Origin of the sequence: Pseudarthrobacter raffinosi, from assembly GCF_023913835.1 — a bacterium.
Taxonomy (GTDB): domain Bacteria; phylum Actinomycetota; class Actinomycetes; order Actinomycetales; family Micrococcaceae; genus Arthrobacter; species Arthrobacter raffinosi.
In genome coordinates, this window is the sequence record NZ_JAMXBG010000017.1 from 66,058 (window position 1) to 90,513 (window position 24,456).

The 24,456-nt window shown below is 63.0% G+C and carries 23 protein-coding genes; 15 read left to right on the plus strand and 8 right to left on the minus strand.

The window, feature by feature from the left end; translation table 11 throughout:
• The first annotated feature begins 88 nt into the window (after positions 1-88).
• The 3 genes from NG697_RS15865 (at position 89) to NG697_RS15875 (ending at position 3,969) form a co-directional block, all read left to right on the plus strand.
• Positions 89-1,948 carry a phosphoenolpyruvate carboxykinase (GTP) gene (locus NG697_RS15865; RefSeq protein WP_252614626.1) on the plus strand — a complete coding sequence of 620 codons (1,860 nt, stop codon included), beginning with the start codon at positions 89-91 and terminating at the stop codon, positions 1,946-1,948.
• A 123-nt stretch (positions 1,949-2,071) separates the two neighbouring features.
• Positions 2,072-3,292 carry an NADP-dependent isocitrate dehydrogenase gene (locus tag NG697_RS15870; RefSeq protein WP_252611541.1) on the plus strand — a complete coding sequence of 407 codons (1,221 nt, stop codon included), beginning with the start codon at positions 2,072-2,074 and terminating at the stop codon, positions 3,290-3,292.
• 248 nt (positions 3,293-3,540) lie between these two features.
• Complete coding sequence (locus NG697_RS15875; protein WP_252598618.1) at positions 3,541-3,969, plus strand: pyridoxamine 5'-phosphate oxidase family protein; 429 nt, start codon at positions 3,541-3,543, stop codon at positions 3,967-3,969.
• A gap of 611 nt (positions 3,970-4,580) precedes the next feature.
• Here the strand turns inward: NG697_RS15875 and NG697_RS15880 are convergent.
• Together NG697_RS15880 and NG697_RS15885 are read right to left on the minus strand one after the other, a co-directional pair.
• Complete coding sequence (locus NG697_RS15880) at positions 4,581-4,982, minus strand: VOC family protein (protein WP_252598617.1); 402 nt, start codon at positions 4,980-4,982, stop codon at positions 4,581-4,583.
• A gap of 22 nt (positions 4,983-5,004) precedes the next feature.
• Entirely contained in the window at positions 5,005-5,430 is a 426-nt protein-coding gene (locus NG697_RS15885) for a helix-turn-helix transcriptional regulator (protein WP_252598616.1), read from the minus strand.
• 259 nt (positions 5,431-5,689) lie between these two features.
• Between NG697_RS15885 and NG697_RS15890 the strand changes: the two genes are divergently transcribed.
• The 5 genes from NG697_RS15890 (at position 5,690) to NG697_RS21205 (ending at position 10,990) form a co-directional block, all read left to right on the plus strand.
• Positions 5,690-5,893 (plus strand): helix-turn-helix transcriptional regulator, encoded by a 204-nt coding sequence (locus NG697_RS15890; RefSeq protein WP_252614627.1) that lies wholly within the window; start codon positions 5,690-5,692, stop codon positions 5,891-5,893.
• On the plus strand, positions 5,886-7,076 hold the full coding sequence (locus tag NG697_RS15895; RefSeq protein WP_252614628.1) for a type II toxin-antitoxin system HipA family toxin: 1,191 nt from the start codon (positions 5,886-5,888) through the stop codon (positions 7,074-7,076). Before NG697_RS15890 ends, NG697_RS15895 begins: the two co-directional genes overlap by 8 nt.
• 442 nt (positions 7,077-7,518) lie before the next feature.
• Positions 7,519-10,041 carry an AMP-binding protein gene (locus tag NG697_RS15900; protein ID WP_252614629.1) on the plus strand — a complete coding sequence of 841 codons (2,523 nt, stop codon included), beginning with the start codon at positions 7,519-7,521 and terminating at the stop codon, positions 10,039-10,041.
• 65 nt (positions 10,042-10,106) lie between these two features.
• Entirely contained in the window at positions 10,107-10,553 is a 447-nt protein-coding gene (locus tag NG697_RS15905) for a helix-turn-helix domain-containing protein (RefSeq protein WP_252614630.1), read from the plus strand.
• The gene (locus NG697_RS21205; RefSeq protein WP_252614631.1) at positions 10,550-10,990 is read left to right on the plus strand and encodes a HepT-like ribonuclease domain-containing protein; all 441 of its coding nucleotides are present in this window, start codon (positions 10,550-10,552) and stop codon (positions 10,988-10,990) included. The genes NG697_RS15905 and NG697_RS21205 overlap by 4 nt, the downstream gene beginning before the upstream one ends.
• Positions 10,991-11,171: 181 nt before the next feature.
• Here the strand turns inward: NG697_RS21205 and NG697_RS15915 are convergent, their stop codons facing one another.
• Entirely contained in the window at positions 11,172-12,146 is a 975-nt protein-coding gene (locus tag NG697_RS15915) for a type IV toxin-antitoxin system AbiEi family antitoxin domain-containing protein (protein ID WP_252614632.1), read from the minus strand.
• A gap of 324 nt (positions 12,147-12,470) precedes the next feature.
• Here NG697_RS15915 and paaA point away from each other — a divergent pair, with 324 nt between their 5' ends.
• The 7 genes from paaA to galU all read left to right on the plus strand — a co-directional run bounded on the left by paaA (position 12,471) and on the right by galU (position 18,209).
• Positions 12,471-13,463: a 1,2-phenylacetyl-CoA epoxidase subunit PaaA gene (gene paaA, locus NG697_RS15920; protein ID WP_252614633.1), complete on the plus strand. Its 993-nt coding sequence runs from the start codon at positions 12,471-12,473 to the stop codon at positions 13,461-13,463.
• Entirely contained in the window at positions 13,460-13,825 is a 366-nt protein-coding gene (paaB, locus tag NG697_RS15925; RefSeq protein ID WP_252614634.1) for a 1,2-phenylacetyl-CoA epoxidase subunit PaaB, read from the plus strand. The genes paaA and paaB overlap by 4 nt, the downstream gene beginning before the upstream one ends.
• On the plus strand, positions 13,822-14,658 hold the full coding sequence (gene paaC, locus NG697_RS15930; RefSeq protein WP_252614635.1) for a 1,2-phenylacetyl-CoA epoxidase subunit PaaC: 837 nt from the start codon (positions 13,822-13,824) through the stop codon (positions 14,656-14,658). The genes paaB and paaC overlap by 4 nt, the downstream gene beginning before the upstream one ends.
• On the plus strand, positions 14,655-15,191 hold the full coding sequence (gene paaD, locus NG697_RS15935) for a 1,2-phenylacetyl-CoA epoxidase subunit PaaD (protein WP_252614636.1): 537 nt from the start codon (positions 14,655-14,657) through the stop codon (positions 15,189-15,191). Before paaC ends, paaD begins: the two co-directional genes overlap by 4 nt.
• Before the next feature lie 9 nt (positions 15,192-15,200).
• A complete protein-coding gene (paaE, locus tag NG697_RS15940; RefSeq protein ID WP_252614637.1) occupies positions 15,201-16,442 on the plus strand; it encodes a 1,2-phenylacetyl-CoA epoxidase subunit PaaE in 1,242 nt (413 codons plus the stop codon).
• Positions 16,443-16,449: 7 nt separating this feature from the next.
• On the plus strand, positions 16,450-17,232 hold the full coding sequence (locus NG697_RS15945) for an enoyl-CoA hydratase/isomerase family protein (protein WP_252614638.1): 783 nt from the start codon (positions 16,450-16,452) through the stop codon (positions 17,230-17,232).
• A gap of 86 nt (positions 17,233-17,318) precedes the next feature.
• The gene (galU, locus tag NG697_RS15950) at positions 17,319-18,209 is read left to right on the plus strand and encodes a UTP--glucose-1-phosphate uridylyltransferase GalU (RefSeq protein ID WP_252614639.1); all 891 of its coding nucleotides are present in this window, start codon (positions 17,319-17,321) and stop codon (positions 18,207-18,209) included.
• 22 nt (positions 18,210-18,231) lie between these two features.
• Here the strand turns inward: galU and NG697_RS15955 are convergent, their stop codons facing one another.
• From NG697_RS15955 to NG697_RS15975, 5 genes are all read right to left on the minus strand, one after another.
• Positions 18,232-18,630 carry a VanZ family protein gene (locus tag NG697_RS15955; protein ID WP_252614640.1) on the minus strand — a complete coding sequence of 133 codons (399 nt, stop codon included), beginning with the start codon at positions 18,628-18,630 and terminating at the stop codon, positions 18,232-18,234.
• Between the two features lie 344 nt (positions 18,631-18,974).
• Positions 18,975-19,568 carry an LPXTG cell wall anchor domain-containing protein gene (locus NG697_RS15960; protein ID WP_252614641.1) on the minus strand — a complete coding sequence of 198 codons (594 nt, stop codon included), beginning with the start codon at positions 19,566-19,568 and terminating at the stop codon, positions 18,975-18,977.
• Positions 19,569-19,747: 179 nt separating this feature from the next.
• Positions 19,748-20,983: a DUF4012 domain-containing protein gene (locus NG697_RS15965; RefSeq protein WP_252614642.1), complete on the minus strand. Its 1,236-nt coding sequence runs from the start codon at positions 20,981-20,983 to the stop codon at positions 19,748-19,750.
• A 635-nt stretch (positions 20,984-21,618) separates the two neighbouring features.
• Positions 21,619-22,932, minus strand: coding sequence for a UDP-glucose dehydrogenase family protein (locus NG697_RS15970; RefSeq protein WP_252614643.1), 1,314 nt, complete (start codon positions 22,930-22,932; stop codon positions 21,619-21,621).
• Between the two features lie 50 nt (positions 22,933-22,982).
• The gene (locus tag NG697_RS15975) at positions 22,983-24,419 is read right to left on the minus strand and encodes a sugar transferase (protein ID WP_252614644.1); all 1,437 of its coding nucleotides are present in this window, start codon (positions 24,417-24,419) and stop codon (positions 22,983-22,985) included.
• Positions 24,420-24,456 lie beyond the last annotated feature (37 nt).

Here is a 24,456-nt window from a genome sequence, read left to right on the forward strand (position 1 = left end):
GCCGCTTGGCCGCGGCTTCACGAACCATTCCCCATGAGCTTTCTAAGACCGCCCCGCCCGCCGTCAGTGCGGGGGAAGGAAGAGAATCGTGCACAACACCACATACTCCAGCCTCCTGGACACCGCCCCCATTGCCTCCCCCCGTCTTCTGGACTGGGTCGGCGAAGTAGCCGCCCTGACCGGACCGGACCGCATTCACTGGGTCGACGGATCAGAGGCCGAATACCGTGCGCTCACCGACGGGCTCGTCGCCGCCGGTACGCTGACGCGCCTGGCCGAGGACAAGTTCCCCAACTCCTTTGCCGCCTTCTCCGACCCCAAGGACGTCGCCCGGGTCGAAGAGCGGACGTTCATCTGCTCCGAAGACGAACGGGACGCAGGTTTCACCAATAACTGGATGGAACCCGCGCAGATGAAGGAAAAACTGCATGAGCTCTTTGCCGGTGCAATGCGCGGGCGCACCATGTACGTGATTCCGTTCGTGATGGGCCACCTCGACGCGGAGGACCCCAAATTCGGGGTTGAGATCACTGACAGCGCCTACGTCGTGGCGTCAATGCGGATCATGGCGCACACCGGTGCGGGCGTGCTGGCCAGAATGGTCGAGCTGGACGCGGATTTCGTCCCGGCGCTGCACTCGGTCGGCGCACCGCTGGAGCCAGGCCAGCAGGATGTCAGCTGGCCCTGTAACGAAGAGAAATGGATCGTTCACTTCCCCGAGGAGAAGTCCATCTGGTCCTACGGCTCCGGCTACGGAGGCAACGCGCTGTTGGGTAAGAAGTGTTACTCACTGCGCATCGCCTCCGCGATGTCCCGGCAGGAGGGCTGGCTCGCGGAACACATGCTCATCCTCAAACTCACCAGCCCGGCACAGAAGGTCTACTACATCTCCGCCGCCTTCCCCTCGGCCTGCGGTAAAACCAACCTCGCCTTGCTCAACCCCACCGTGGAGGGCTGGAAAGTGGAAACCCTCGGGGATGACATCGCCTGGATACGTCCGGGCAAGGACGGGGAACTGCGCGCCACCAACCCGGAGGCGGGCCTCTTCGGCGTCGCACCGGGCACCGGCTGGCACACCAACCCCAACGCGATGGACGCCATCGCCAAGGGCAACACTATCTTCACCAACGTCGCCCTCACCGATGACGGCGGCGTCTGGTGGGAAGGCATGACCCGGGAGACCCCGGAGCACCTGACCGACTGGACCGGACAGGACTGGACCCCCGCCTCCGGCCGGCCCGCAGCGCACCCCAACTCACGGTTCTGCACCCCCCTCAGCCAGGTCAGTATCCTGGCCGAGGAATACTACCAACCCGAGGGTGTGCCGCTCTCCGCCATCTTCTTCGGTGGCCGCCGGAAGACAACCATCCCGCTGGTCACCGAGTCCAGAGATTGGGCGGGCGGTGTCTTCATGGGGTCGACGCTGTCTTCCGAGACGACAGCGGCAGCCGCCGGTCAGGTCGGGGTCGTCCGCCGCGATCCGATGGCCATGCTGCCCTTCATCGGCTACAACGCCGGGGACTACCTCAACCACTGGTTGGAGACCGGCCGGACGGCCAATCCCGCAAAACTGCCCCGGATCTTCCTGGTCAACTGGTTCCGCCGCGGCAGCGACGGAAGTTTCCTCTGGCCCGGGTTTGGCGATAACTCCCGCGTCCTGAAATGGGCCATCGAACGGCTCGAAGGGACAGCGGCTGCCATCGAAACCCCCATCGGCTTCGTCCCCGCACCGGAGTCCCTCGACATCGAAGGCCTTGACGTCACCCCCGGACACCTCAGTGCCGCATTGGCGGTCGATTCACACGAATGGGCCCAGGAAATCGACAGCATCGATCAGTGGTACGCCCGGTTCGGTGACTCGCTGCCCGCCCAGTTGCCGGCCGAGCTGCAACATCTCAAGAACCGCTTCGCTGCCCGCCGGGGGACGCCGCGCATCAGCTCCCGATAGGTGCCAGACGTGGTGCCCGGCGTCATCCGCGCCGGCCCGCGACGTCAGACCCACCGCCAGGGCTTCAGATGTCAGAGACCACCATCGGTGTGGGTCAATGTGCCCATGAATCAAGGAGACGGTATGAACGAAAAGATCAAGGTTGTTGGATCCATTGTGGAGCTTGACGGCGACGAGATGACCCGCATCATCTGGCAGTTCATCAAGGACCGCCTGATCGTCCCGTATCTGGATGTGGACCTGAAATACTTCGATTTGTCCATCCAGAACCGTGACGCAACCGATGACCAGGTCACGATCGACGCCGCGAACGCCATCAAGGAATACAACGTCGGCGTTAAGTGCGCCACGATTACCCCTGACGAGGCGCGCGTTGAGGAGTTCGGCTTGAAGAAGATGTGGCCGTCCCCGAACGGAACCGTCCGTAACATCCTGGGCGGCGTCGTTTTCCGCGAGCCCATCATCATTTCCAACATCCCGCGCCTGGTTCCGGGCTGGAACAAGCCGATCATCATCGGCCGTCACGCCTTCGGCGACCAGTACATGGCGACCAACTTCAAGGTCCCGGGTCCTGGCACGCTGACCATGACCTTCACCCCCTCCGACGGAGGCGAAGAGATCAAGCAGACGGTGGTCACCTACCCCGACGGGGGAGGGGTTGCCATGGGCATGTATAACTTCAACGACTCCATCCGGGACTTCGCCCGCGCCTCCTTCGCCTACGGACTGCAGCGAAACTACCCCGTGTACCTCTCTACCAAGAACACCATCCTGAAGGCCTACGACGGCCAGTTCAAGGATCTCTTCCAGGAAGTATTCGACGCCGAGTTCAAGGACCAGTTCGAAGCGGCAGGCCTCAGCTACGAGCACCGGCTGATCGATGACATGGTCGCTTCGGCGATGAAGTGGGACGGCGGCTACGTCTGGGCCTGCAAGAACTACGACGGCGACGTCCAGTCCGACACCATCGCCCAGGGCTACGGCTCGCTCGGCCTCATGACCTCCGTGCTGATGACCCCGGACGGCAAGACCGTCGAGGCTGAAGCCGCACACGGCACCGTGACGCGCCACTACCGCCAGCACCAGTTGGGCAAGCCGACCTCGACCAACCCGATCGCCTCGATCTTCGCGTGGACCAGGGGCATCATGCACCGCGGGAAACTGGACAACACCCCTGCCGTCATTGACTTTGCTGTGACTCTCGAAGACGTCGTCATCAAGACGGTCGAATCCGGCCAGATGACCAAGGACCTGGCCCTTTTGGTGGGGCCGGACCAGGAATGGCTCACCACAGAGGAGTTCCTCGCAGCACTGGACGACAATCTTCAGGCACGCCTGGGCTAGTCCCCCCGCCCGACCCGTCCCGGCGATCCACTCGCAAGTTCCAGAAAACGCCGAACGTGCTCAGCGCAGTTCTAGCTTGGTCGGATCGGCCGCTTCCGTGTCCTCCTGGGCCGAGCCCGGGTCGGGTCGTGGAGGGCCAAGGGGTCCAAACCCGGCGTTAGGCTGGGCGGTATATCTTCGGCGCAAGAGCGCCGGATGAGGCAGACAACAAGGCCAAACGGCATGTCCGGGGCCATGGAAGGACGATCATGCTCTCTGACGCGCAGTATCCCGCGGCGAACCTGGCCCCGGATGAATGCTGGGAACTGCTGGCCGGTACGACAGAGGGCCGGCTGGCCGTGAGTGTGCATAACAAGCCTGATATTTTTCCCGTGGAATTCCACGCCCAGGACGGAAAAATACTTGTGCGAACGCCGCAGGGCGAAATGCTTGTGGAACTGACCATCAACCCTTCGGTGGCCTTTGAAGCGAACGGCCGGTCGGAAGCGTCCGCCTGGATCGTTGTCGTTCAAGGGACGGCCCGCGAACTGCAGAACTGGTCGGAAATCGACGCCGCTCAGCAGAAGGCCCAGCGCCCCTGGACGCCGACCGCGAAAGGGTCCTACGTGGAGATTGTCCCGACCGGGATCACCGGCCGGCGGCGGCCGGTCGACACCCAGATGGACGCACAGGAGTAAGAGAGGAGGGCCGGGTAACATCCGAGCTCCCCCTGCACCTGCCGGGTTGCGGATGTAGTACCCACCGGAACAGGTAGGTGGCGATCCCTGCCCCGGTGAGGGCAATAGCGGACATGATCTAGGCAGCTGCCGGATCAAACGGCTCGACGGGCATCGCCGCGGAGTGCCGGAACGGGCTCAGATCCTGCAGCCGGGCAGGCAGGCGGTTTGCCTGTCCCCTCAGAGTACTTTGCGGCCCTTAGGGCTCCGGCTGCCTCCGAACGCGACAGCGAAGGAATGGAGCGCATTCGCCTCGTGCGCTACGACATTCAGGCCCGGTCCAAAAGCTTTAGCCCGTGAAGGACGCGGTCGCGGGCCAAGAGAAGCGGTGGAAGGTCGGTCATGTAGCGAAGATGCCAGCTGCGCGCCCTCGGCGCGAGGGGTAGGTGCCGCTATGTGGAGAAGTCCTGGCGACGCGCTTGTGCGTTTCCGACCCGCACCTCCACGGGCGCACCCGGAATATGGACTGCGTAGTGGAATATCCGGGTCGAAAACGAATTTGCGCGTCACAGAACCGGGGAGGAACGCACGACGTCGGCCCCCGGGTTGGGTGCCGACGTCGAACGTTAATGTCAGCCCTGGTTGATGCGGATCATGTTGCCGGACGGGTCGCGGAAGGCGCAGTCGCGCGGGCCCCACGGCTGGACGATGGGTTCCTGGAGAACCTCGGCGCCTGACGCCCGGAGGGTTTCGAAGGTGGCGTCGAGATCGTCCGTGTTGAACACGAGCATGGGCATAACGCCTTTGGTGAGGAGCTCCTGGATGGAGTCCCCGTCGGCCTGGGAGCGGCCGGCGTGGGGAGGGGAGAGGACGATCTCAAGGTCGGGCTGGGCGGCACTGCCAAGGGTGACCCAGCGCTGTCCGTCCGAGCCGACGTCGTTCCGGACTTCCAGGCCAAGGGCGTCGCGGTAGAAGGCGAGGGACTCATCGAGATCGTTGACGGTGACGTGTGCGTACTTCAATAAAATGTTCATGTCTCCCACGCTAGGGGAGCGGCTAGGAAGAGGCTTCTTCAATCCTGCTCGGTTTGCGGGCGGGCCGGGTGTGCTGCCGGGCGATGCACGTGGGCATCGCCTTCACGGCGTGGTGTTCGCGGGCCCGGTAGGCGCTGGGCGTCATGCCGACGATCTCGGTGAACCGCGAGCTGAAGGAACCCAGGGACGTGGAACCCACCTCCATGCACGCATCGGTCACGCTGGCGCCGGCGCGCAGCAGGGCCATGGCGCGTTCGATCCGCCGCGTCATGAGGTAGTTGTACGGCGTCTCACCGTAGGCGGCCTTGAACTGGCGGGAGAAGTGCGCCGCTGACATGAGGGCCCCGGCGGCCATGGTGGGCACGTCCAGCGGCCGGGCGTACTCGCGGTCGATCAGGTCACGCGCCCGGCGCAAATGTGCCAGGTTGGCCAGCTCCTGCGGTGTCATGAGGCAAGTCTAGTTTCACAGAGCCCCTGACACGCCGGGCTTTTGCGTGTCCTGGGCGGAGGGGCTGGGGAGGAACGTCCGACGGCGGCAGCCGCCCCGGGCAGTGGATGATCGGAAATATCCTTCTGATTCAAGCGTTTGCCCGTGATCATGAAGGGCCACAACGTATTTTCAGAAATATGTTGCAGATTTGTATCCAATAGGGAAAAGTGGGCGGTGAAACCAGAGGAATCAGCAATATATTTCAGAAGGAGCCGCAGTGGAGGACGTCGCAGCCATCGGGGCGAGCATTCGGCGCGCCCGAAAGGAGGTTGGTATCACCCAGGGCACGCTGGCCGACCTGATCGGTACGTCCTCCCGGACCGTTCACGCCATCGAAACCGGGACCGGCAATCCATCCCTGGTCACGGTGGCCGCCGCGGCCAACGCTGTGGGGCTGCACCTCAAGGCTACCGATGCCTGACGACCTGGGGCGACTGAGATTCGTCCGCAGCGCGGATGTGTACAAGGCAGGTGTCCTGGCGGGACGTTTGAACCGGACCAGCCGCGGCAGTGTCGTCTTTTCCTACACGCCCGACTACCTCAGCACCGCCGGCCGCCCTATCGCGACCACCCTGCCTGTTGTCGCGGAGCCGGTGGAAGCACCCAGTGGCGCGCTGCCGTCCTTTTACTCAGGCCTCTTACCCGAAGGCCACCGCCTCACGGTCCTGAAGGACGCCGTGAAGACCAGCCTCGGTGATGAGCTCAGCCTTCTGCTTGCCGTCGGTGCCGACGTTCCCGGTGACGTGCAGATCGTACCCGCCGGAAAAGTGCCGGGGGAGCCACTGCCGCTGGCGGACACGTCGCGTCCGGAGGACCTGGACTTCGCTGTCCTCGCCGACGCAGTGGACCCTCACGGGCTACCGGGAGTCCAGGCCAAAGCCAGCGCTTCGATGCTGACCACCCCGGTCGCCTTGGCCAACCGGCGGTACCTGCTCAAACTGGATCCGCCGCGGCACCCTCATCTGGTCCTAAATGAAGCAGCGCACCTCACGGGGGCTAAGGCGCTGAAAATCCCGGTGGCCAAGCACAGCGTTGTCTCGGACCGGAATGGCCTGCCCGGACTCCTCGTGGAGCGGTTCGACCGCACGCAGGACCACGGGCTGCTGCGCCTGGCCCTGGAGGATGCCGCACAGGTCCTGAACCTTCCTCCGGCATCAAAATATGCCGTGAGCTCCGAGGAAGTAGTGGAGGCGTTGGCTGGGCTGTGCAAAGCCAAAGCTGTTGCCGTCAGGAACCTCTACCTGCAGTTCGTCTTCGCGTGGCTGACCGGAAACGGTGACCTGCATGCCAAGAACGCGTCGGTCCTGGAGGGCCTGTACGGCGGCTGGGTAGTGGCGCCGGTCTACGACATCCCCTGCACGCTGCTCTATGGCGATGACACCATGGCCCTGACCGTCTCCGGCCGCGTCAAGAACCTCAAGGCCCGGCATTGGCAGGAGTTTGCGGCCAGCATCGGGTTGCCCCCACGCGCGGCCACTGCCGCCAACAATATCGCGTTGGCGGCAGCCACCGCTATCGATCTGGAAGTCCTTCCCTTCGCGGGGTCACCTTTGAACGGGGCGCTGCGGGAACTCCGCTTCCGCCGCGCCGAGCTAAAGGGCTGATCGGATGTCCTCCCGGTGATCGAGCCTGTCGAAATCATGACGCCTCGATGAGCAATTCCCATCCCGCCGGAACCGGGCCCTCTTGAACTTATCCAGGCCGATAATTTAGTACCTGCCGCGCGCCGGTCGTGGCGACGCGCAAACGGTCTGGCGCTACGCAAACGCGCCGGGGACCCCCGAATACGGGTGTCGACAGCGCGGGTGCGCGTCCTAAGGGAATGTGCGCGTCGTGGAGGAAGTGGGGAGGAACGTCCGACGGCGGCACTCGGCGAGGGTGCCGACGTCGTACGTCCCCGGTGGTCGAGCCTGTCGAGACCCCGGCATTACGCCAGCGGCTGGAGAAATACGGCATATTTTAGTTTCTTAATTCACCAGGGCTCGGTGTAAAGTTTCGGAGTTAGGCTCCCCTAATCTCGCCGAAGACACCTATGGACCACACGCTATGAGCACTCAACTTGACCTTCAACGCCTGTCGTTTGCCGCGAACCTCGCGGACAACGGTGACAGGACTGCCATTGCCACCAGCAACGGGGTCCTGACGTATCGGGAACTGGCCGACCGTGTTGAGGAGCTGGGCCGGCGCCTCGGTACCGAACGACGCCTGGTGGCACTGACGGCCGGTAACGATGTTGACTCATTGGTGGGGTACTTGGCGGCCATGGCGGCCGGTCATCCGCTGATCCTCCTGCCCGCGGACAAGCCTGCCGCCCTGGAGTCCCTGGTCGAGGCCTATGATCCGGACGTTATCCTGAGTTCGGCGAACGGCCGGACAGTGCTGGAGGAGCGGCGGCCTGGCACCGTACACTCTCTGCACCCGGACCTGGCCCTTCTGTTGAGCACCTCAGGTTCCACCGGTTCACCCAAGCTTGTGCGGCTGTCCTATGAAAACCTCCAGGCGAACGCAGAGTCCATCGCGGAATACCTCGGCATCACGGAGTATGACCGGGCAATGACCACGCTGCCCATGTCCTACTGCTATGGACTGTCAGTGATCAACAGCCACCTGCTGCGCGGTGCCAGCCTGGTCCTGACGGATCTGTCCGTGGTGGACCCCTGCTTCTGGGATCTGTTCCGCAGCGAGGGTGCCACATCGTTCGCAGCCGTTCCCTACACCTTCGAGTTGCTCGAGCGGGTGGGGTTCGCCGCGATGAATCTGCCCACGCTCAGGTATGTGACCCAGGCTGGCGGCAGGCTCGGCCCTGACCTGGTCCGGCGCTACGCCGGACTGGGCGCAAGGAGCGGCTGGGATCTCTATGTGATGTACGGCCAGACGGAGGCCACCGCACGCATGGCATACCTCCCGCCCCGGCTGGCAGGTACGTCGCCAGGGGCCATCGGAATCCCTGTCCCCGGCGGCGCCTTCCGGATAGACCCGGTCCCCGGACTGGAGCATGGGGAGCTGGTCTATTCCGGGCCCAACGTGATGCTGGGTTACGCCCAGACGCCGGAGGACCTCGGCCTCGGACGGACGGTGGATGAACTCCGCACCGGCGACCTGGCGCGCAAGAACGCTGACGGACTGTACGAGGTCGTGGGAAGGCGCAGCCGGTTCGTCAAGATCGTCGGCCTCCGCGTCGACCTTGGACAAGTGGAACGGATCCTTGCAGATCTTGGTATTCAGGCGGCAAGTGCGGGCACGGACCAGGGGCTCGTGGTTGCCGTCCAGGGTGAACACGACCCGGCGCTGCTGGGCAAGCTCCTCGCCCAGGGCATAGGCCTGCCCCGAGCTGCCCTGGAAGTCCACGCGGTGCCGGAGCTCCCGCGTCTGGCGTCCGGCAAGCTGGACTACCCGGCCGTCCTGACGCTCGCCAAACCCACAGGTCAAGGCGCGCCATCCAGCGCGAACTCCGGAGCTAAGCCGCAGGACAGTGTGGTGCGGATTTTTGAGGACACGCTGGAGCTGACGGACATTTCCGACGACGACACGTTCGTTTCGCTCGGCGGGGACTCTCTTTCGTATGTGGCAGCGTCCGTGCGGCTTGAGCAGGCATTGGGGCATCTGCCCCCGGACTGGCACATCACCCCGGTGGGAGTGCTGGGGGCCCGCCGTGAACAGCCGCGGCCGCGGAAACGCCGCCTGTTCGCCCGGCTTGAAACCAGCATCGTGCTGCGGGCGGTCTCCATTTTCCTGATCGTCAGCACCCACATCGGATTCCTGCACTGGCAGGGTGCCGCCCACGTGCTCATGGCAGTGGCGGGGTTCAACTTCGCCCGGTTCCAGCTCTCCGGGGAACGTGTGCCGCGGCTGCGGAAACAAGCCGCCAGCCTGGCCAGGGTCATCATCCCCAGCATGGCCTTCATCGGCTTCGCCTACCTGATCACCGACAGATACAGCCTGGCGAATATCTTCCTCCTCAACGCCATCATCGGACCCGAAGAGGTGACCACCCGGTCGCATTTCTGGTTCATCGAGGTGCTCGTCTACCTGCTGGTCAGCATGACGGCGTTGCTCGCCCTGCCCTGGGTCAGCCGGGCCGAAAAGCGCTTCCCGTTCCTTTTTCCGCTGGTACTCCTCGCCGCCGGACTCCTTACACGCTATGAGCTTTTTGAGCCGGGAATTCCGCACACACCGCCCATATTCTGGCTTTTCGCGCTGGGATGGGCGGTTGCCCGGGCCCGTCACATCCTTCAGCGCTGCACCGTGAGCCTGGTGGCCGCTTTGACCATCCCGGGGTTCTTCGACAACCCCGCCCGTGAACTGACTGTCCTGGCCGGGATACTCCTGCTCCTGTGGCTGCCCAGCATTCCCGTCCCGGCCGGGCTCCGGCGCCTCACCGTTCTGCTGGCCAGCGCATCCCTGCACATCTATCTGGTGCATTGGCTGGTCTACCCGCTGGTAGTTGAGCTCAGCCCCGCCCTCGCCGTCGTGGCCTCACTGGCCGCAGGCTCGGCGTACTGGGCACTCTGCAGCTATGCGCCAACGGTTATCGGCCGTGCCAAGAGCCGGATCCTGTCCGACCGGTGAGCCGGGTTGGCCCTCCTGCCCAGGTGCTCCCCGCCAGACTTATATCGCCCCGATATACTTGACCTATGACCAGCGAGATCGCCGCGAAGAGGGTTCGTGCCGGGCTGAGCCAGAAACGGCTAGCAGAGCTCTCGCATGTGAGCCAGCCAAATCTCTCGGCATATGAATCCGGGAAGCGCATCCCCCGGCCCGAAACCCTTGACAGGATCATGAAAGTATTGAGGCGCCGGCCATCGGAGATCCTCGCTGAACACCGCGGCGAGACACTGGCGATCGCCCACAGATACAAAGCACATAATGTCCGCGTTTTCGGGTCGTTGGCAAGGGGCGAGGACACGCCGGAATCCGATGTCGATCTTCTGGTTGACCTCGAACCGGGCGCCACGCTTTTCGACCTGTCCGGCTTCCGCCTGGACATGATTGATCTGCTCGGCGTGGAAGTGGACATCGTCCCATCGGGTTCAGGGGGCCCTATCATGGAGCGCATCCTCAGCGAAGCAGTCCCCCTGTGAGCGGGCACCCCGAAGATGTCTCCGTGGGCGGCCAGTTCGCGCCCCGTGAGCAGACGGATCCGACCTTCTCGCTCGCAACGGCACCGAAGGGCAGGGTCCTCCAGCTGATCGGAGACATGGAGGTGCGGCTGGGCTGGGCGCAGCAGATCGTGGATGAAGGTGAGCCTGCCTTCAACGATCCGGGAAATTGGCGGTCGCGCGAGGCAATGAAGTCCATCCTCATTGACCTGAACACTGCCGCGGATCGGATCCCCGAACCGGTACGCGAGCAGTACCCCGCGATACCGTGGCGTCAGATGGGCGGCCTCCGGAATGTGCTCTCACACGATTACGCGGCCATCCGCAACGACACCGTGTGGCAAACGGCGGCCCGCAGTCTGCCGGAGCTTAGGGCCCAGCTTGCCCACATGCGTGCCGACGTCGAACGCTGGCCCTAGGCTGTCACCCTTCAATCCGGGACGCTCCTGCCCGGTTGCTCTCCAAAAACCGCCGAACCGATCTCGCTTATACGCAATATCGTGATTCACGTTGCATATGTGCGACAGCGTGGAGGTTGCGTGGCGCTGCTCATATGCCCTGTCGCTACCGGAATACCGGTAGCGACAGGGCATATGCGCGTCATAGGGTCTTTCGCGCGTCAAGTTCCGCAGAACGCGCCCGACGGCGGGGCACACCGGCCGCTGCCAGCATGCGTTCCAGCTTCCCCGGATCCTTCAGATCGGCCCAGTCCCACCTCACCACGTTGAATCCGGTGGCCCGGATTCTGTTCTCGCGCTTCTTTTCCTCCACCACCGCCTGCGATGCCGTCCTGCCCTTGAGGAACTCCGGTTTGACGTACTTCTCCTCGCCATCGAATTCGCCCACCACCCTTGCCAGCTTCCAGTAGAAGTCGGCATAGCCCACAAGCCCGTCCTTGTCGTGGATGGCTTGCTGCAGGACCGGCGATTCGAAACCGGCAACCTGGATCAGCGCGCGGCTGTAGGACTCTCCCGCCGAACCGGACATTGGATCCGCGAAAGCCAAGGCGGCCAGTATCCTTCGCCCGGCCGCCGCCGAGTAGTTCGCACCGATGCCCGTCACCAACCCATCCTTGGTCAGGGCCCTCAGTCCCAGGGCGCGGTCCGGCTTCAGCACGTGGTCCAACGGGGCGGCCGCCTCCGTAAACGGCGTAAACGCGGCCAGATCCAGCACCGTGCGGAGGCGGCCGGTGACGAGCAGGCCCTCCCGCCGGACCACTGTCAGACCCGCCGGATCTGCGAAGTGTCGGACAACTCCGGCACGGGACCGGCCGCCGTCGTTCTTCATCGTCAGGGCGTGGACAGGATGGTGCAGGCCAATGGTGGGAATGCTCCAGACAGACGCGGCGGAATGTCGGGCAAACACAGTAGGACGTTCGAAGGTTTCCGCCGCCGCGCTGATGCGGAGCCTGTACTGTTCCCAGGGCTTCAGTCGCTTCCACGCGGGGCCGTCGGTGTAGACGCCGTGCCGGATCCGGACAAGCGAACCGGCCTTGACACCCTTGGCAAGGTCCTTGGCGGTCAGTCCGTGCTGGATGCGGTCGCGGGCCAAAAGGAGCGGTGGCAGGTCGGTCATGTACCGAAGATGCCAGTTGCGCGCCCTGTGCGACAGATCAGGCTGCCGCCATGTGGAAAACCCCCTGCGCCACCGTCGACGCGCATGTTCGCAATCGACCCGCATCCTATCTGGCGCGCACGGAATACGGGCCGCGTCAGGGAATATGCGCGTCGGCAAGGGATATGCGCGTCGCCGCCGCCCGGTGGTCGAGCCTGTCGAGACCCGGTTTCGGCAAGCTCACCCACCGGGCCCCTCCTTGACGCCCTCCGCGCCCTGCGCATATCCTGAACGAACGGTCGGTAAATAAATGCGACCAATCCAGGCAGGTGCATAGGAGCAACCATGGAAGCCAACGCCCAGCGCGACGCGGACAGCCAGGCCAAGGACCGCCAAGACGCGGACGGCCAGACCAACTTTGACCGCGTGATCGCCGAAGACTCCCGCATTGAACCAAAAGACTGGATGCCGGACGCCTACCGCAAGACCCTCCTGCGCCAGATTTCCCAGCACGCCCACTCGGAGATCATCGGGATGCAGCCGGAAGCCAACTGGATTTCCCGGGCCCCGAGCCTGAAGCGTAAGGCCATCCTGATGGCCAAGGTCCAGGACGAGGCCGGCCACGGGCTCTACCTGTACTCCGCCGCCGAGACGCTCGGTCAAACAAGAGACAAGATGATGGCCGATCTCATCGCCGGCAAGGCCCGCTACTCCAGCATCTTCAACTACCCGGCACTGACCTGGGCGGACATGGGTGCCATCGGCTGGCTGGTGGACGGCGCCGCCATCTGCAACCAGGTGCCGCTGTGCCGCGCCTCCTACGGCCCCTACGGCCGCGCCATGGTGCGCGTCTGCAAGGAGGAGTCGTTCCACCAGCGCCAGGGCTTCGAGATCCTGCTGGAACTCGCCCACGGTACCCCGGAGCAGAAGCAGATGGCCCAGGACGCCGTGAACCGCTGGTACGCCCCGGCGCTGATGATGTTCGGCCCGCCGGACGACGATTCGCCCAACTCCCGCCAGTCCATGGCCTGGAACATCAAGCGCTTCAGCAACGACGAACTCCGCAGCCGCTTCGTGGGCATGATGGTGGAGCAGGTCCGCGTGCTGGGCCTCACCCTCCCGGACAGCGAGATCCGCTTCAACGAGGACACCAAAAAGTGGGAGCACGGCCCGCTGGACTGGAACGAGTTCCACGAAGTCCTCGCCGGCCGCGGCCCCTGCAACGCCCAGCGCCTTGAGCGCCGGAGGGAAGCGCACGACGACGGCGCCTGGGTCCGCGAAGCAGCCGCGGCGTATGCAGCAAAACAGTCACTGAAGACAAAGGAATACGCAGCATGATCCCCACCGACTCCCCAACCTCGCAAGCTCGGCCGGGGACCCCTGTCGGCGTGGCCCCAGACGCGACCCCTGCCACAGACCGCAACGCCTGGGGCCTGTGGGAGGTCTTTGTCCGGTCAAGCCGCGGCCTGTCCCACGTTCATGCCGGGTCCCTGCACGCGCCGGACGCCGCCATGGCCCTGCGCAACGCCCGAGACCTCTACACCCGCCGCAACGAGGGCGTGTCCATCTGGGTGGTCCCGGCCGATGCCATCGCCGCCAGCGATCCCGACTCCAAGGGCTCGTTCTTCGAGTCCCCGCAGGGCAAGGACTACCGCCACGCCACCTACTACACGAAGAGCGAAGGGGTGAAGCACCTGTGAGCAACGAATCCGCCACCCGCATCACGCCCGGCAATGCCCTCCGCCCCGAGGACATCGCCCTTGAGGTCCGCACCGGCCTGGCCAAGCCCACCGAGGACGTGGCCGAGTACGCGCTGCGCCTGGGGGACGACGGCCTGATCCTCGCCCAGCGGCTGGGCCACTGGATCTCCCGCGGTCCCGAGCTGGAGGAGGACGTGGCCCTGGGCAACATCGCCCTGGACCAGCTGGGCCACGCCCGGAGCTTCCTCACGTACGCGGGCGGCGCCTGGGACAAAACGGAGGACGAGCTGGCGTATTTCCGGCGCGAGCACGAGTTCCGCTCCGCCCACATCTTTGAGCAGCCCAACGGCGACTTCGCGGCCACCATCGCCCGGCAGTTCGTGGTGAGCTACTACCAGTTCGAGCTCTACCGCAGGCTCACCCAGTCGAGCGACGCCACACTCGCCGCCATCGCCGCCAAGGCCGTGAAGGAAGTGGATTACCACCGGGACCACAGTGCCCAGTGGGTCCTGCGCCTGGCGGGCGGCACCGAGGAATCCCGCACACGGATGATCCAAGGCCTGAAGCAGATGTGGCCCTACGTGGCCGAGCTCTTCGAGGACGACGAGCTGACCGCGCGCCTGGCTGAAACTGGCGCCGCCGTCGAGCCTTCAACGCTGAAAGCCGACTTTGACCGGCTCACCGGCGAAGTCCTCAAAGAAGCGGAGCTGGAGGTTCCGGACGGGCCGGCTGCCCCCGGCGGCGGTCGGCACGGCCGGCACTCCGAGCACCTAGGTTACCTCCTCGCGGAGATGCAGGTGCTGGCGCGCGAGTACCCCGGAGCAAGCTGGTGACCGCCGTGGCCACCGCTGCGCACGAGCAGACGCAGGATCGGACAATACAGCAGCAGGCGTGGGACATCGCCGCCACGGTCTGCGATCCGGAAATCCCGGTTCTCACCATCGAGGACCTCGGGATCCTCCGCGACGTGCACGTGACAAACGAACACGGAGTCCGCGTCACCATCACGCCCACGTACTCGGGCTGCCCGGCCATGGACGCCATCCGCGACGACCTGAAAAAAGCGTTCGCCAAGGAAGGCTACAAACAGACAGAGGTGGACCTGGTGCTCGCCCCCGCCTGGACCACGGACTGGATGACGGACGCCGGGAAGGCGAAGCTGCAGGAGTACGGCATCGCGCCGCCGTCGGGCATGGCAGCGGCCGGCGGCCACAGCGGCCCCATCAGGCTCAAAATGGCCATCAAGTGCCCGCAGTGCTCCAGCCTGAACACCAAGGAGCTCACCCGGTTCGGCTCCACGTCCTGCAAGGCGCTCTACGTCTGCAAGGACTGCCTGGAACCGTTCGACTACTTCAAAGTCCTGTAAGGAAGCCCCATGCCTGTTGTGCGCCAGACCGCCGCCGAATCGGCGCTAGCCAGCGGCCGCCGTCGTCCGTCCTTCCACACCCTGACCGTCAATGAGGTGCGCCGGCTGACCGAGGACGCCATCGAGGTGACCTTCGGCGTCCCCCAAGAGCTCGCCGGCCAGTTCGACTACCTGCCCGGCCAGTACGTGGCCCTGCGCACCACGCTGCCGGATGAGACCGGCGAGCCGCATGAGGTGCGCCGCAGCTACTCCATCTGTGCGGAGCCGCGCACGTTCCCGGATGGCAGCAGCGAGATCCGGGTGGCTGTGAAGCAGGACCTGGGCGGGCTGTTCTCCACGTGGGCCAACGCGGAGCTGAAGGCGGGGGACACCCTGGACGTCATGAGCCCCATGGGCGCGTTTGTGTCCAAGCACGGCCGGGACGGCAGGGCCGTGGAGCAGAACGTTATGAACTCCATGAACCACCCGGAGGAGCTGGCGGGGGAGGCGGCTTCCCAGGGGGCGGGCACTTTTGTGGCCATCGCGGCGGGGAGCGGCATCACCCCGGTGATCGCGATCGCCCGCACGCTGCTCGCGGCCAACCCGGAGACGCGCTTTGACCTGATCTACGCCAACAAGGCCGCCATGGACGTGATGTTCCTGGAGGAGCTGGCGGACCTGAAGGACAAGTACCCGCAGCGGCTGGCCATCCACCACGTGCTGTCCCGCGAGCAGCGGATCGCGCCGCTGCTCAGCGGCAGGATCGACGCCGGGAAGCTGCAGCAGCTGCTGGGCACCGCCATCCATGCGGACGATGTGGACGAGTGGTTCCTGTGCGGGCCGTTCGAGCTGGTGCAGCTGTGCCGGGACACCCTGGCCGAGCGCGGGGTGAAGCCGGAGCACGTACGGTTCGAACTGTTCACGAGCGGGAAGCCGGACCGCCCGGAGGGCCACGCCGGCCGGCCCGTGGTGGTGGACGAGTCCCAGGAGACGTACCGGATCACGTTCAAGCTGGACGGCCTGCAGGGCGAGGTGGCCAGCCCCACGCACGCCCGCGAGTCCATCCTGAACGCCGCGCTGCGGGTCCGCGCGGATGTGCCGTTCGCGTGCGCCGGGGGAGTGTGCGGCACGTGCCGCGCCAAACTGGTCACCGGCACCGTGACCATGGACGAAAACTACGCGCTGGAGCAGGATGAACTGGACAAGGGGTACGTCCTGACCTGCCAGAGCCACCCCACGAGCAAAGAAGTAACAGTCGACTTCGACGTGTAAGGAACCCATGATCTCCCTCTCCATCGCCAACAACGTCGCCGAAGTGGTCCTGGACGCGCCCTACAAGCTGAACTCGCTCGACGAGCAGGCGCTCGCGGATTTAACACAGGCGTACGACGACGCCGCTGCCGCCGCCTCGCGCGGTGAGGTGCGGGCGCTGCTGCTCAGGGGAGAGGGCCGCGCCTTCTGCGCGGGCCGGGACATCTCGGGCGTGACGCCGGAAACGGACGACGCCGAGGCGTACCTGGGCGGGCTGGTGCAGCCGCTGCTGAAGAAGATGAGCGCGTTCCCGGCTCCGACGTTCGCCGCGGCGCAGGGTGCATGCCTGGGCGTGGGGCTGGGCCTCCTGCTGGCAACGGACGTGGTGTACGTGGCCGAGAACGCGAAGTTCGGCTCGCCGTTCGCCAAGCTGGGCGCCACACTGGATTCGGGCGGGCACTGGTACTTCACCGAGCGGCTGGGCATGCACCGGACGCTGGACCTGATCTACACCGCCGAGCTCATATCCGGGACCGAGGCAGTGGCGCAGGGGATGTTCAGCCGGGCCATGCCCGCCGATGAATTGTTGGATAATACCCGGGAAATTGTGACGAAGGTGGCCGCCGGGGCCACGGGTGCCTTCACGGCGAGCAAGGAGCTGGTGGCGCACATCCGCGACCAGCGGCTGGGCCTGTGGGACGCCATGGCCGAGGAAAACGCCGAGCAGGCCCGCCTTTGCAAGACCGCGGACTATGCCGAAGGTTTCAGGGCGTTCCAAGAGAAACGCGAGCCAAAGTTCACCGGCCGGTGATTGCGCCCGCCCAAGCCGGTGATTGAGCTTGTCGAAATCAAATCACTCAATTGCGAGATTCCCCCAACGATTTGTAAGGTTCACCTATGACAATGGGGAAATCTATTACTAAAGCCGTCATTCCTGCTGCCGGTCTGGGGACTCGCTTCCTGCCCGCCACGAAGGCGATGCCGAAGGAGATGCTGCCGGTCGTTGACCGCCCGGCTATCCAGTACGTCGTGGAGGAAGCCGTCAAGGCTGGCCTCGACGACATTTTGATGATCACGGGGCGTAGTAAGCGCGCCCTTGAGGACCACTTCGACCGTGAACCCGGCTTGGAGCGCGCGCTGGAGCTGAAGGGCGATCAGGGTCGCCTGGACCTGGTCCACGAGGCTTCTGATCTTGGTCCTATCCACTACGTCCGCCAAGGCGAAGCCAAGGGCTTGGGCCACGCGGTGCTGTGCGCCAGCCAGCATGTGGGCAACGAGCCCTTCGCTGTGCTGTTGGGCGATGACCTCATCGACGAGGCAGAGACCCTGCTTACCACCATGATGGACGTCCAGCAGAAGACGGGTGGTTCCGTAATCGCTCTGATCGAGGTGGACCCCTCGGAGATCAGCGCGTACGGCTGCGCGGACATCACCGTCATTGAGGGCGAGGACTACGTCCGCGTGAACAGCCTGGTGGAGAAGCCGGCCGCGGACGAGGCGCCGTCCAACCTGGCCGTCATCGGCCGGTACGTGCTGCACCCGTCGGTGTTCGGCGTCCTGGAGAACACGGAACCGGGCCGCGGCGGGGAGATCCAGCTGACGGATGCCCTGCAGACCCTCGCCGCCGGCGACGGCGACGGATTGGGCGTGTATGGCGTGGTCTTCAAAGGCCGCCGCTACGATACCGGCGACAAGCTGAGCTACCTCAAGGCAGTCATCACATTGGCATCCGAACGGGTGGAGTTCGGGGAGGACCTGAAGACCTGGCTGAAGGCCTTCGTCGGCTAACTCCTGATGCCTCTGTGGCGCCCTACAAGCCCGCCGCTGACCAGCGGCGGGCTTGTAGGTGTTTAAGGGCCGCAGCGGCCAACAGCGCCCCAATGACAGCCCCTCCTGTGTTTGTGACAAGATCCATCGGGCTCGCGAACCGATTGTGAAGAAACAGCAGCTGGCCCAGTTCGATGCAGCCCGAGACCATCAACCCGAAAATTCCGATCTGCCACCAGTGCTTTTTCGGATAGGCCAAGGCTGCCACCGCGCCGAGCGGAATAAAGAGCGCTACATTGGCAGATGCTTCGACGAATTGGTAATTGAACCAAGCGGGAATTCCGTGGGCATGAAGGAATCTCAGGACGTTGGCCAGATTACCCTGCAGGGGTTGATCTACCGGGCTGGGCCAGAAAGCTACCATTGCCAGTGGCGCCAGCATGGCCCCCAGAACCGCGCGCCAGAGCCTCGGGTTACCGGGGCCTCTCAAGACACCCTCAGGTGGTTCTCAGCAGGGCAAGAGTGGCCATTCCCAGGGCGGCTACGGCCAGCACTACGAGAAGTATGTAGAGGAGCGCCTGAAATCGAGGGAGGGGAACAGAGAAATCGAACTCCCACGGTGTTCTGCGCCAATGTCTCCCCATAGGTCAAATAAATACCACAGTTCGGTGATTGAGCCTGTCTCGCCGGTGGTTGAGCCTGTCGAAACCTTAAACGCAGAGGGTGGGTGGTCCTCCGGTTTACCGGAGTACCACCCACCCTCTTTGGTGCTTGGGTGTGCTGCGGTTACGCTGCTGCCTCGGTCTTGGCGCGGCGGCGAACTACAACTACAGAGGCTGCACCGGCTGCCAGCGCGCCAGCGCCAACCAGGGTCCAGAGGATGAGGCCCGAGTCAGCACCGGTGTTGGCAAGGCCGGCTCCGGTGTTTGCGAGCGGAGCGCCGCCGGTGTTGGACAGCGGTGCGCCGTTGCTGGCGAAGCTCGGGTCCACAACAACTGTTACGGGGCCAACCGTGTTACCGGAGGTGTTGCCCGTAGCGGTGATGAAGTAGGTGCCGGCTTCGGTGATCGTGATCGGAACTGAGTAGTTGCCTTGAGCGTCCGCCTGAGCGCCGAAGGTCTGCGCCTGGAAAACGGGGATTTTTACGGCAACTGACCTGCCCTGGGATGCGGGCGGGTTACCCGGCGTCACAGTGATGGTGAGGGATTCACCAGCAAAGGGGCCACGGCCGCGGAAGACAAATTGCTCGCCCGGACCAACGGTGCCGTCAGACACGGCGGCCTGCGGCGGGATGGGCGGGTAGTTGGCGGCGATGGCCGGCGCGGTGCCGACCAGTGCGAGAGATCCTGCAAGTGCGAGTGCTGCGAGCGTTTTTTTCATTAGTGTCCCCCCGGAGACGTTTAAGTTTTTGTGTACCCGAATTGAGGAGGTTCCTCTCCGCACGAGACCTGTGCAGAAATCCCGGATATATATCCCACAACGACATTACCATCCGCGTAGAGCAGCTAGCAATCTCTATCCAGTCGGTTTACATAGTGTTAACACACTGTCTATAACTACTACCCACACGAGGGAATTTCTGTGGGCAGGATCACATCTTTGACAGCTTGGACAGTAGGCGTGACGACTACGTTAGGTTCCGTGTGTTGCACGATCTTCCCGAAAGTAAACTCCACGGTGCGGCTTTCACCTGGTGCGAGCTTGATCGCCATGACGCCTACGGGTCTGTTGCTGTGGATGTAGGTAGCGAAATCGGTTCTTTGTCCGTCCAACCTGGCCGTCTCTGCGTTGGCTTGGACGGGCCCGTAGGCCACAATGTTTGTTTGCACGGACCCCGGGGGCACCCCGAAGGAGCCGCCACCCGTCACATAAGCCGGCAGAGTCGTCGCTGCATCCGCTGGTGCGGTGTTCGTGCTCGTTATGCGTACAGTGGTTTGCTCGTATCCGTCCTTGGGACATTCCTTCACCAGCTGGACAGACCGCTGAACGTAATAGTCCATCTTCGCGCCGGTGCCGTCGTTGAAGTAAATGCCGAACTGGGCAGGGGCGATGCTGGGCCCAGCAATGGATCCGCTCAGCGCATATTTCGCGATAAGGGCCTGCTCACCTGTGAGATCAGACCAGACGAGCGCTCTGCCCTCTTGTGCGGCGCGAGTGAGGCCCTTGATAAGTTCCTGCGCGTCGCCATTGCCATCTGACAAGGATGAAAAAATCTCCTGTGCAACACCGGCAAAGTAAATGTCCTGGTTCTCGGGCCGTTCGATCTTGGCATAGACATCTGAAAGCAAAGTTGAGACGACGTTAGTGCCATTGAGTTCGGTTGGCAGGCCGCTGCTGGCCAGTGCCACAAGCTCCGGGCTGGTGAGCTTGATGGGACCTGTAGAGTCCAAAATGTAGCCGAGAGCAACGGGATCGATAGAGATCACACCGTCAACAGGCTGGCCTGTCTTGGTTTCCCACATGGCCTGAGCAGTGTTGGCGGCCGTGGGAAAGTCCGGAGTGAGGTTTACGTCCTGCATGAACCTACCAATGCGGCTTGAGAAGATCTGCTGCTGCTCAGGATCCACCGCTAAGGTCGGCGAGGTGATACCTATGTCGGTGGCGCTGCTTTGCGCGCCTAGGGTCAGTTTCCCTTTGTCGACATTTAGTACAGCGAGAGCCCCCGGGATTCCTCCAGAAGCGCGGACTTCCGCGTTGTTTTGAATAATTAGCAGATAGTTCCGTGGGGCTTCGAGTCCAAGCATTGCTGGCGCAATTTGTGAAGTATCGGCAGCGGCATCCAGCGCAGTTGTCACGCCCTGTAGCTGGTGACGAGCCTCTTCCAGGGGGCCAGCGACTTCCGGAACCAATCGGCTCGCATCGATTTGGTTGAGTCGCTCGGCAGAGAGGCGAACGGCGTGCGCGGCGGACGAGACCCGTGGCGAGGCCGCCTGGAGGGGTCCCAAATTCGTGCCTGAACTGCTAGGAACTAGGCTGTCCCACTCCAACGAACCGAAGACACTCACGAGAGGAACAAGCCCGAGCCCAGCTACGTCGTCTGCCGACCGGGCTACCTCTGTCACCGCACTAAAGTTGGGGCCGAGCCCAGGCACAGACGAAGCTAAGGACCAAAGCGGGTCCGAGGCGGCCTCCTTCGCCGTAGCTGTGTGTGACCGAAGTTGGTCAGCCGTAACTGCAGCTTCGCTAGACCTATTGTTGGTGAGTTCCTCTCGAAGCGACGGTACTAATTGCATTGCGGCATTCAGTTCGTTGCTGATAGTTGACGCCTTAGCCCCCAGCCATGAGGCAACGGCTACCGCACTACAAATGGCCGCGATTGTCCACAAGCTACCGAACAACAAACGACGCCCGCGGCGTTGTTTGCGCCGTTTGCTGGCAATGGTATTTGTGCGCGACGCGATAGCTGAGGTCTTGGAGTCGTATGCCATCGTTATGGACGACCAAGTCCACGGTAGTTCCACCCAGCCGCCCGCCATTTGGCGGCGTCTAGGACATTCCTACCATCGAGAATGTGAGGATTCCTAAGAGTCGCGGCAAGTTCGTACGGGTCTAGTTCGCGGTACTCCTGCCATTCAGTGAGCAGCAGCAGGGCATCCGATCCACGAACTGCCTTGCCAGTGTCTGGTTCATACTGAAGTTCAGGGAAACGGCGCGCAGCATTGGCTAGAGCCTTGGGATCTGTCACCGTCACGACTGCTCCCTGGAGCTGAAGTTGTGCAGCGATGCTTAGCGCCGGCGAATCTCGAACGTCGTCGCTTTCCGGCTTGAACGCTGCGCCCAGAACGGTAATTCGCTTTCCGAGCAATGAGCCTTCACACAACTCCCTAGTGAGCTCAACGACTCGCGTCCTCCGACGCATGTTGATCGCGTCCACCTCACGCAGGAATGTCAGTGCTTGGTCGGCGCCTAGTTCTCCAGCTCTTGCCATAAAGGCACGGATGTCCTTGGGTAGACAGCCACCACCGAATCCAATCCCGGCATTGAGGAACTTTCGACCGATGCGATCGTCCATGCCTATAGCATCAGCCAGTTGGGTTACGTCCGCCCCAGCCGCTTCGCACAACTCGGCCATTGCATTGATGAAGGAAATTTTGGTCGCGAGAAATGAGTTTGCGGCCGTCTTAACAAGCTCTGCCGTCGCATGATCGGTCACAAGACGGGGAGTGCCAGACGAAAGCGGAGCAGAATAGATCTCATCGAGGATAGCCACTGCTGGATGGTCCTCAGAACCGTCATTGACTCCGTATACGAAACGATCAGGGTGGAGCGTGTCCGCCAGCGCATGGCCCTCACGGAGAAACTCTGGATTCCAAACTAAGTGAGCGTCTGCCTGTTGCGCCTGAACGAGCACTGCAAGCCGCGCCGCAGTCCCCACCGGCACTGTCGACTTGCCAACGACCAAGTCTCCCGGAGCCAAATATGGGAGGAGGTCTGTTGTTGCAGCATCTACGTATGTCAGATCAGCCCCGTTCTCTCCCATTTTTTGGGGAGTGCCGACACAGATGAAGTGCACCGCGCTTCCAGCGGCAGCAGATGAGTCAGTGGTGAAGGACAACCGTCCCGTCTGCTGAACTTCCCGAAGGAGATCTTCTAGTCCCGGCTCGTAAAACGGCGCACGGGCTGCTGATAACTCTTCAATCTTTCGTGAGTCCACATCTATGCCAACCACCTCGTGGCCCAACTTCGCCATGCATGCCGCGTGAACAGCGCCCAAATAGCCGCAGCCGATTACAGAAATGCGCATTGTGATGATTCCTTCCCCAAGGGGTCAGTAGTCCGCGTCTAAGCGAGAGATCAGTAGGCGCCCGTGCTGCCAAAGACAGCACGGACGGTTCGGAGGATAATTACGAAGTCGCCGGCGAGCGACCAGTTCTCCACGTAGTACAAGTCCAGGCGGACGGAGTCCTGCCAAGACAAATTCGAGCGTCCACTGACCTGCCAGAGTCCCGTAAGCCCGGGCTTGACCAACAGACGACGGCGGACGTCACTTTCGTACGCCTCTACCTCCCTGGGCAGAGGCGGGCGCGGGCCAACAAGGCTCATGGACCCACTAAGAACGTTAAGTAGCTGAGGCAATTCATCCACGCTAAACCGTCGCAGGAATCCTCCAATGCGCGTCACGCGCGGGTCATTCTTCATTTTGAAAAGAGGGCCACTGCCCTCGTTCTTCCGGGCCAATTCTGCAAGGCGGGCTTCAGCGTCTATAACCATTGAACGGAACTTCAGCATATTGAAATGGTGCCCTTCTATTCCCACTCGTTCCTGGCGGAAGAAGACTGGTCCCGAGCTATCCAGCTTTATTAGGACGGCAACTAAAACCATTGCAGGTGAAGCCAGCAATAACAGAAGACCCGCCACTACAACGTCAAACAGACGCTTGGCGACACGCTGGCCACCTTCAAGTGTTGGCGTCGTCACGTGGATCAGGGGCAACCCGGCCACTTGCTGAGTGTGTATCCGAGGGCCAGCTATGTCTGTCAGCGCTGGAGCCATTATCAATCCAATATTCCGGGCGGCCAGTTCCCAACCCAGATGCCTCAGCGTTTGAGGGTGGAGTTGCACGCCGGCTGAAACCGCGACAGCATCGGCGCCGCAGGCCTCAATGGCTGCAACGATGGATTGGGCGTCTGGTTTGGTGCCCACGATCTGAAGACCGGAATCGGGTTCCACCTTCGTTTCACTCTCTAGGCCGGGCATATAGGCTGCCACCGGGAGATAACCTGCATGCTTTGCTCGGTGCAACGACGACGCTAAATGTGAAACGGCGCCAGGCCCCCCCAATAGCAGTAGGCGGGACATGCTGCGTCCCTGTCCACGTTTAATGCTGAGATGCTGCCGAATAAGCCAACGCCCGAGCAGAAGTCCGAGCAACCCTACGGGCAACGCCAGTCCTACGTAGCCTCTAGCTGTCTCAATCCGTAGTACATAAGAGACGATTGCAATGATTCCAAAAAGCCAGAGAGAAGCAGCTGCTACCCTTTTATATTCGTCCGGTCCCAATCCTAGAATGTGGCTTTGCCTGCTATTCCAAGCACCTAGCATGAACCACCAAATTATGGCCAACACGACGGACAACCAGGCATAGGTCAGTTCTTGTCCGGCCACTACAAAGTCAGGTTCGATGCCAAACCGTATTATGAAGGCCCCAATTACTGCCCAAACGACGACAAATGCATCAACAATTCCCAACAGGCGCGATGAACGCCTCCGCCAGTCCGCGTCGTCACTCACGGGATACCCCCATTCCCAAGCCAATTATGAATTCCAA

Excerpts from the sequence above, each read along its gene's own strand:
- NG697_RS15875 (WP_252598618.1), top strand. The coding sequence starts at position 3,541 with ATGCTCTCTGACGCGCAGTATCCCGCGGCGAACCTGGCCCCGGATGAA.
- NG697_RS15900 (WP_252614629.1), top strand. The coding sequence starts at position 7,519 with ATGAGCACTCAACTTGACCTTCAACGCCTGTCGTTTGCCGCGAACCTC.
- NG697_RS15905 (WP_252614630.1), top strand. The coding sequence starts at position 10,107 with ATGACCAGCGAGATCGCCGCGAAGAGGGTTCGTGCCGGGCTGAGCCAG.
- NG697_RS15970 (WP_252614643.1), bottom strand. The coding sequence starts at position 22,932 with ATGCGCATTTCTGTAATCGGCTGCGGCTATTTGGGCGCTGTTCACGCG.
- NG697_RS15960 (WP_252614641.1), bottom strand. The coding sequence starts at position 19,568 with ATGAAAAAAACGCTCGCAGCACTCGCACTTGCAGGATCTCTCGCACTG.
- NG697_RS15945 (WP_252614638.1), top strand. The coding sequence starts at position 16,450 with ATGATCTCCCTCTCCATCGCCAACAACGTCGCCGAAGTGGTCCTGGAC.
- NG697_RS15895 (WP_252614628.1), top strand. The coding sequence starts at position 5,886 with ATGCCTGACGACCTGGGGCGACTGAGATTCGTCCGCAGCGCGGATGTG.
- paaB (WP_252614634.1), top strand. The coding sequence starts at position 13,460 with ATGATCCCCACCGACTCCCCAACCTCGCAAGCTCGGCCGGGGACCCCT.
- NG697_RS15955 (WP_252614640.1), bottom strand. The coding sequence starts at position 18,630 with ATGCTGGCGCCACTGGCAATGGTAGCTTTCTGGCCCAGCCCGGTAGAT.
- paaA (WP_252614633.1), top strand. The coding sequence starts at position 12,471 with ATGGAAGCCAACGCCCAGCGCGACGCGGACAGCCAGGCCAAGGACCGC.
- NG697_RS15915 (WP_252614632.1), bottom strand. The coding sequence starts at position 12,146 with ATGACCGACCTGCCACCGCTCCTTTTGGCCCGCGACCGCATCCAGCAC.
- paaE (WP_252614637.1), top strand. The coding sequence starts at position 15,201 with ATGCCTGTTGTGCGCCAGACCGCCGCCGAATCGGCGCTAGCCAGCGGC.
- galU (WP_252614639.1), top strand. The coding sequence starts at position 17,319 with ATGACAATGGGGAAATCTATTACTAAAGCCGTCATTCCTGCTGCCGGT.
- NG697_RS15880 (WP_252598617.1), bottom strand. The coding sequence starts at position 4,982 with ATGAACATTTTATTGAAGTACGCACACGTCACCGTCAACGATCTCGAT.
- NG697_RS15885 (WP_252598616.1), bottom strand. The coding sequence starts at position 5,430 with ATGACACCGCAGGAGCTGGCCAACCTGGCACATTTGCGCCGGGCGCGT.
- NG697_RS15870 (WP_252611541.1), top strand. The coding sequence starts at position 2,072 with ATGAACGAAAAGATCAAGGTTGTTGGATCCATTGTGGAGCTTGACGGC.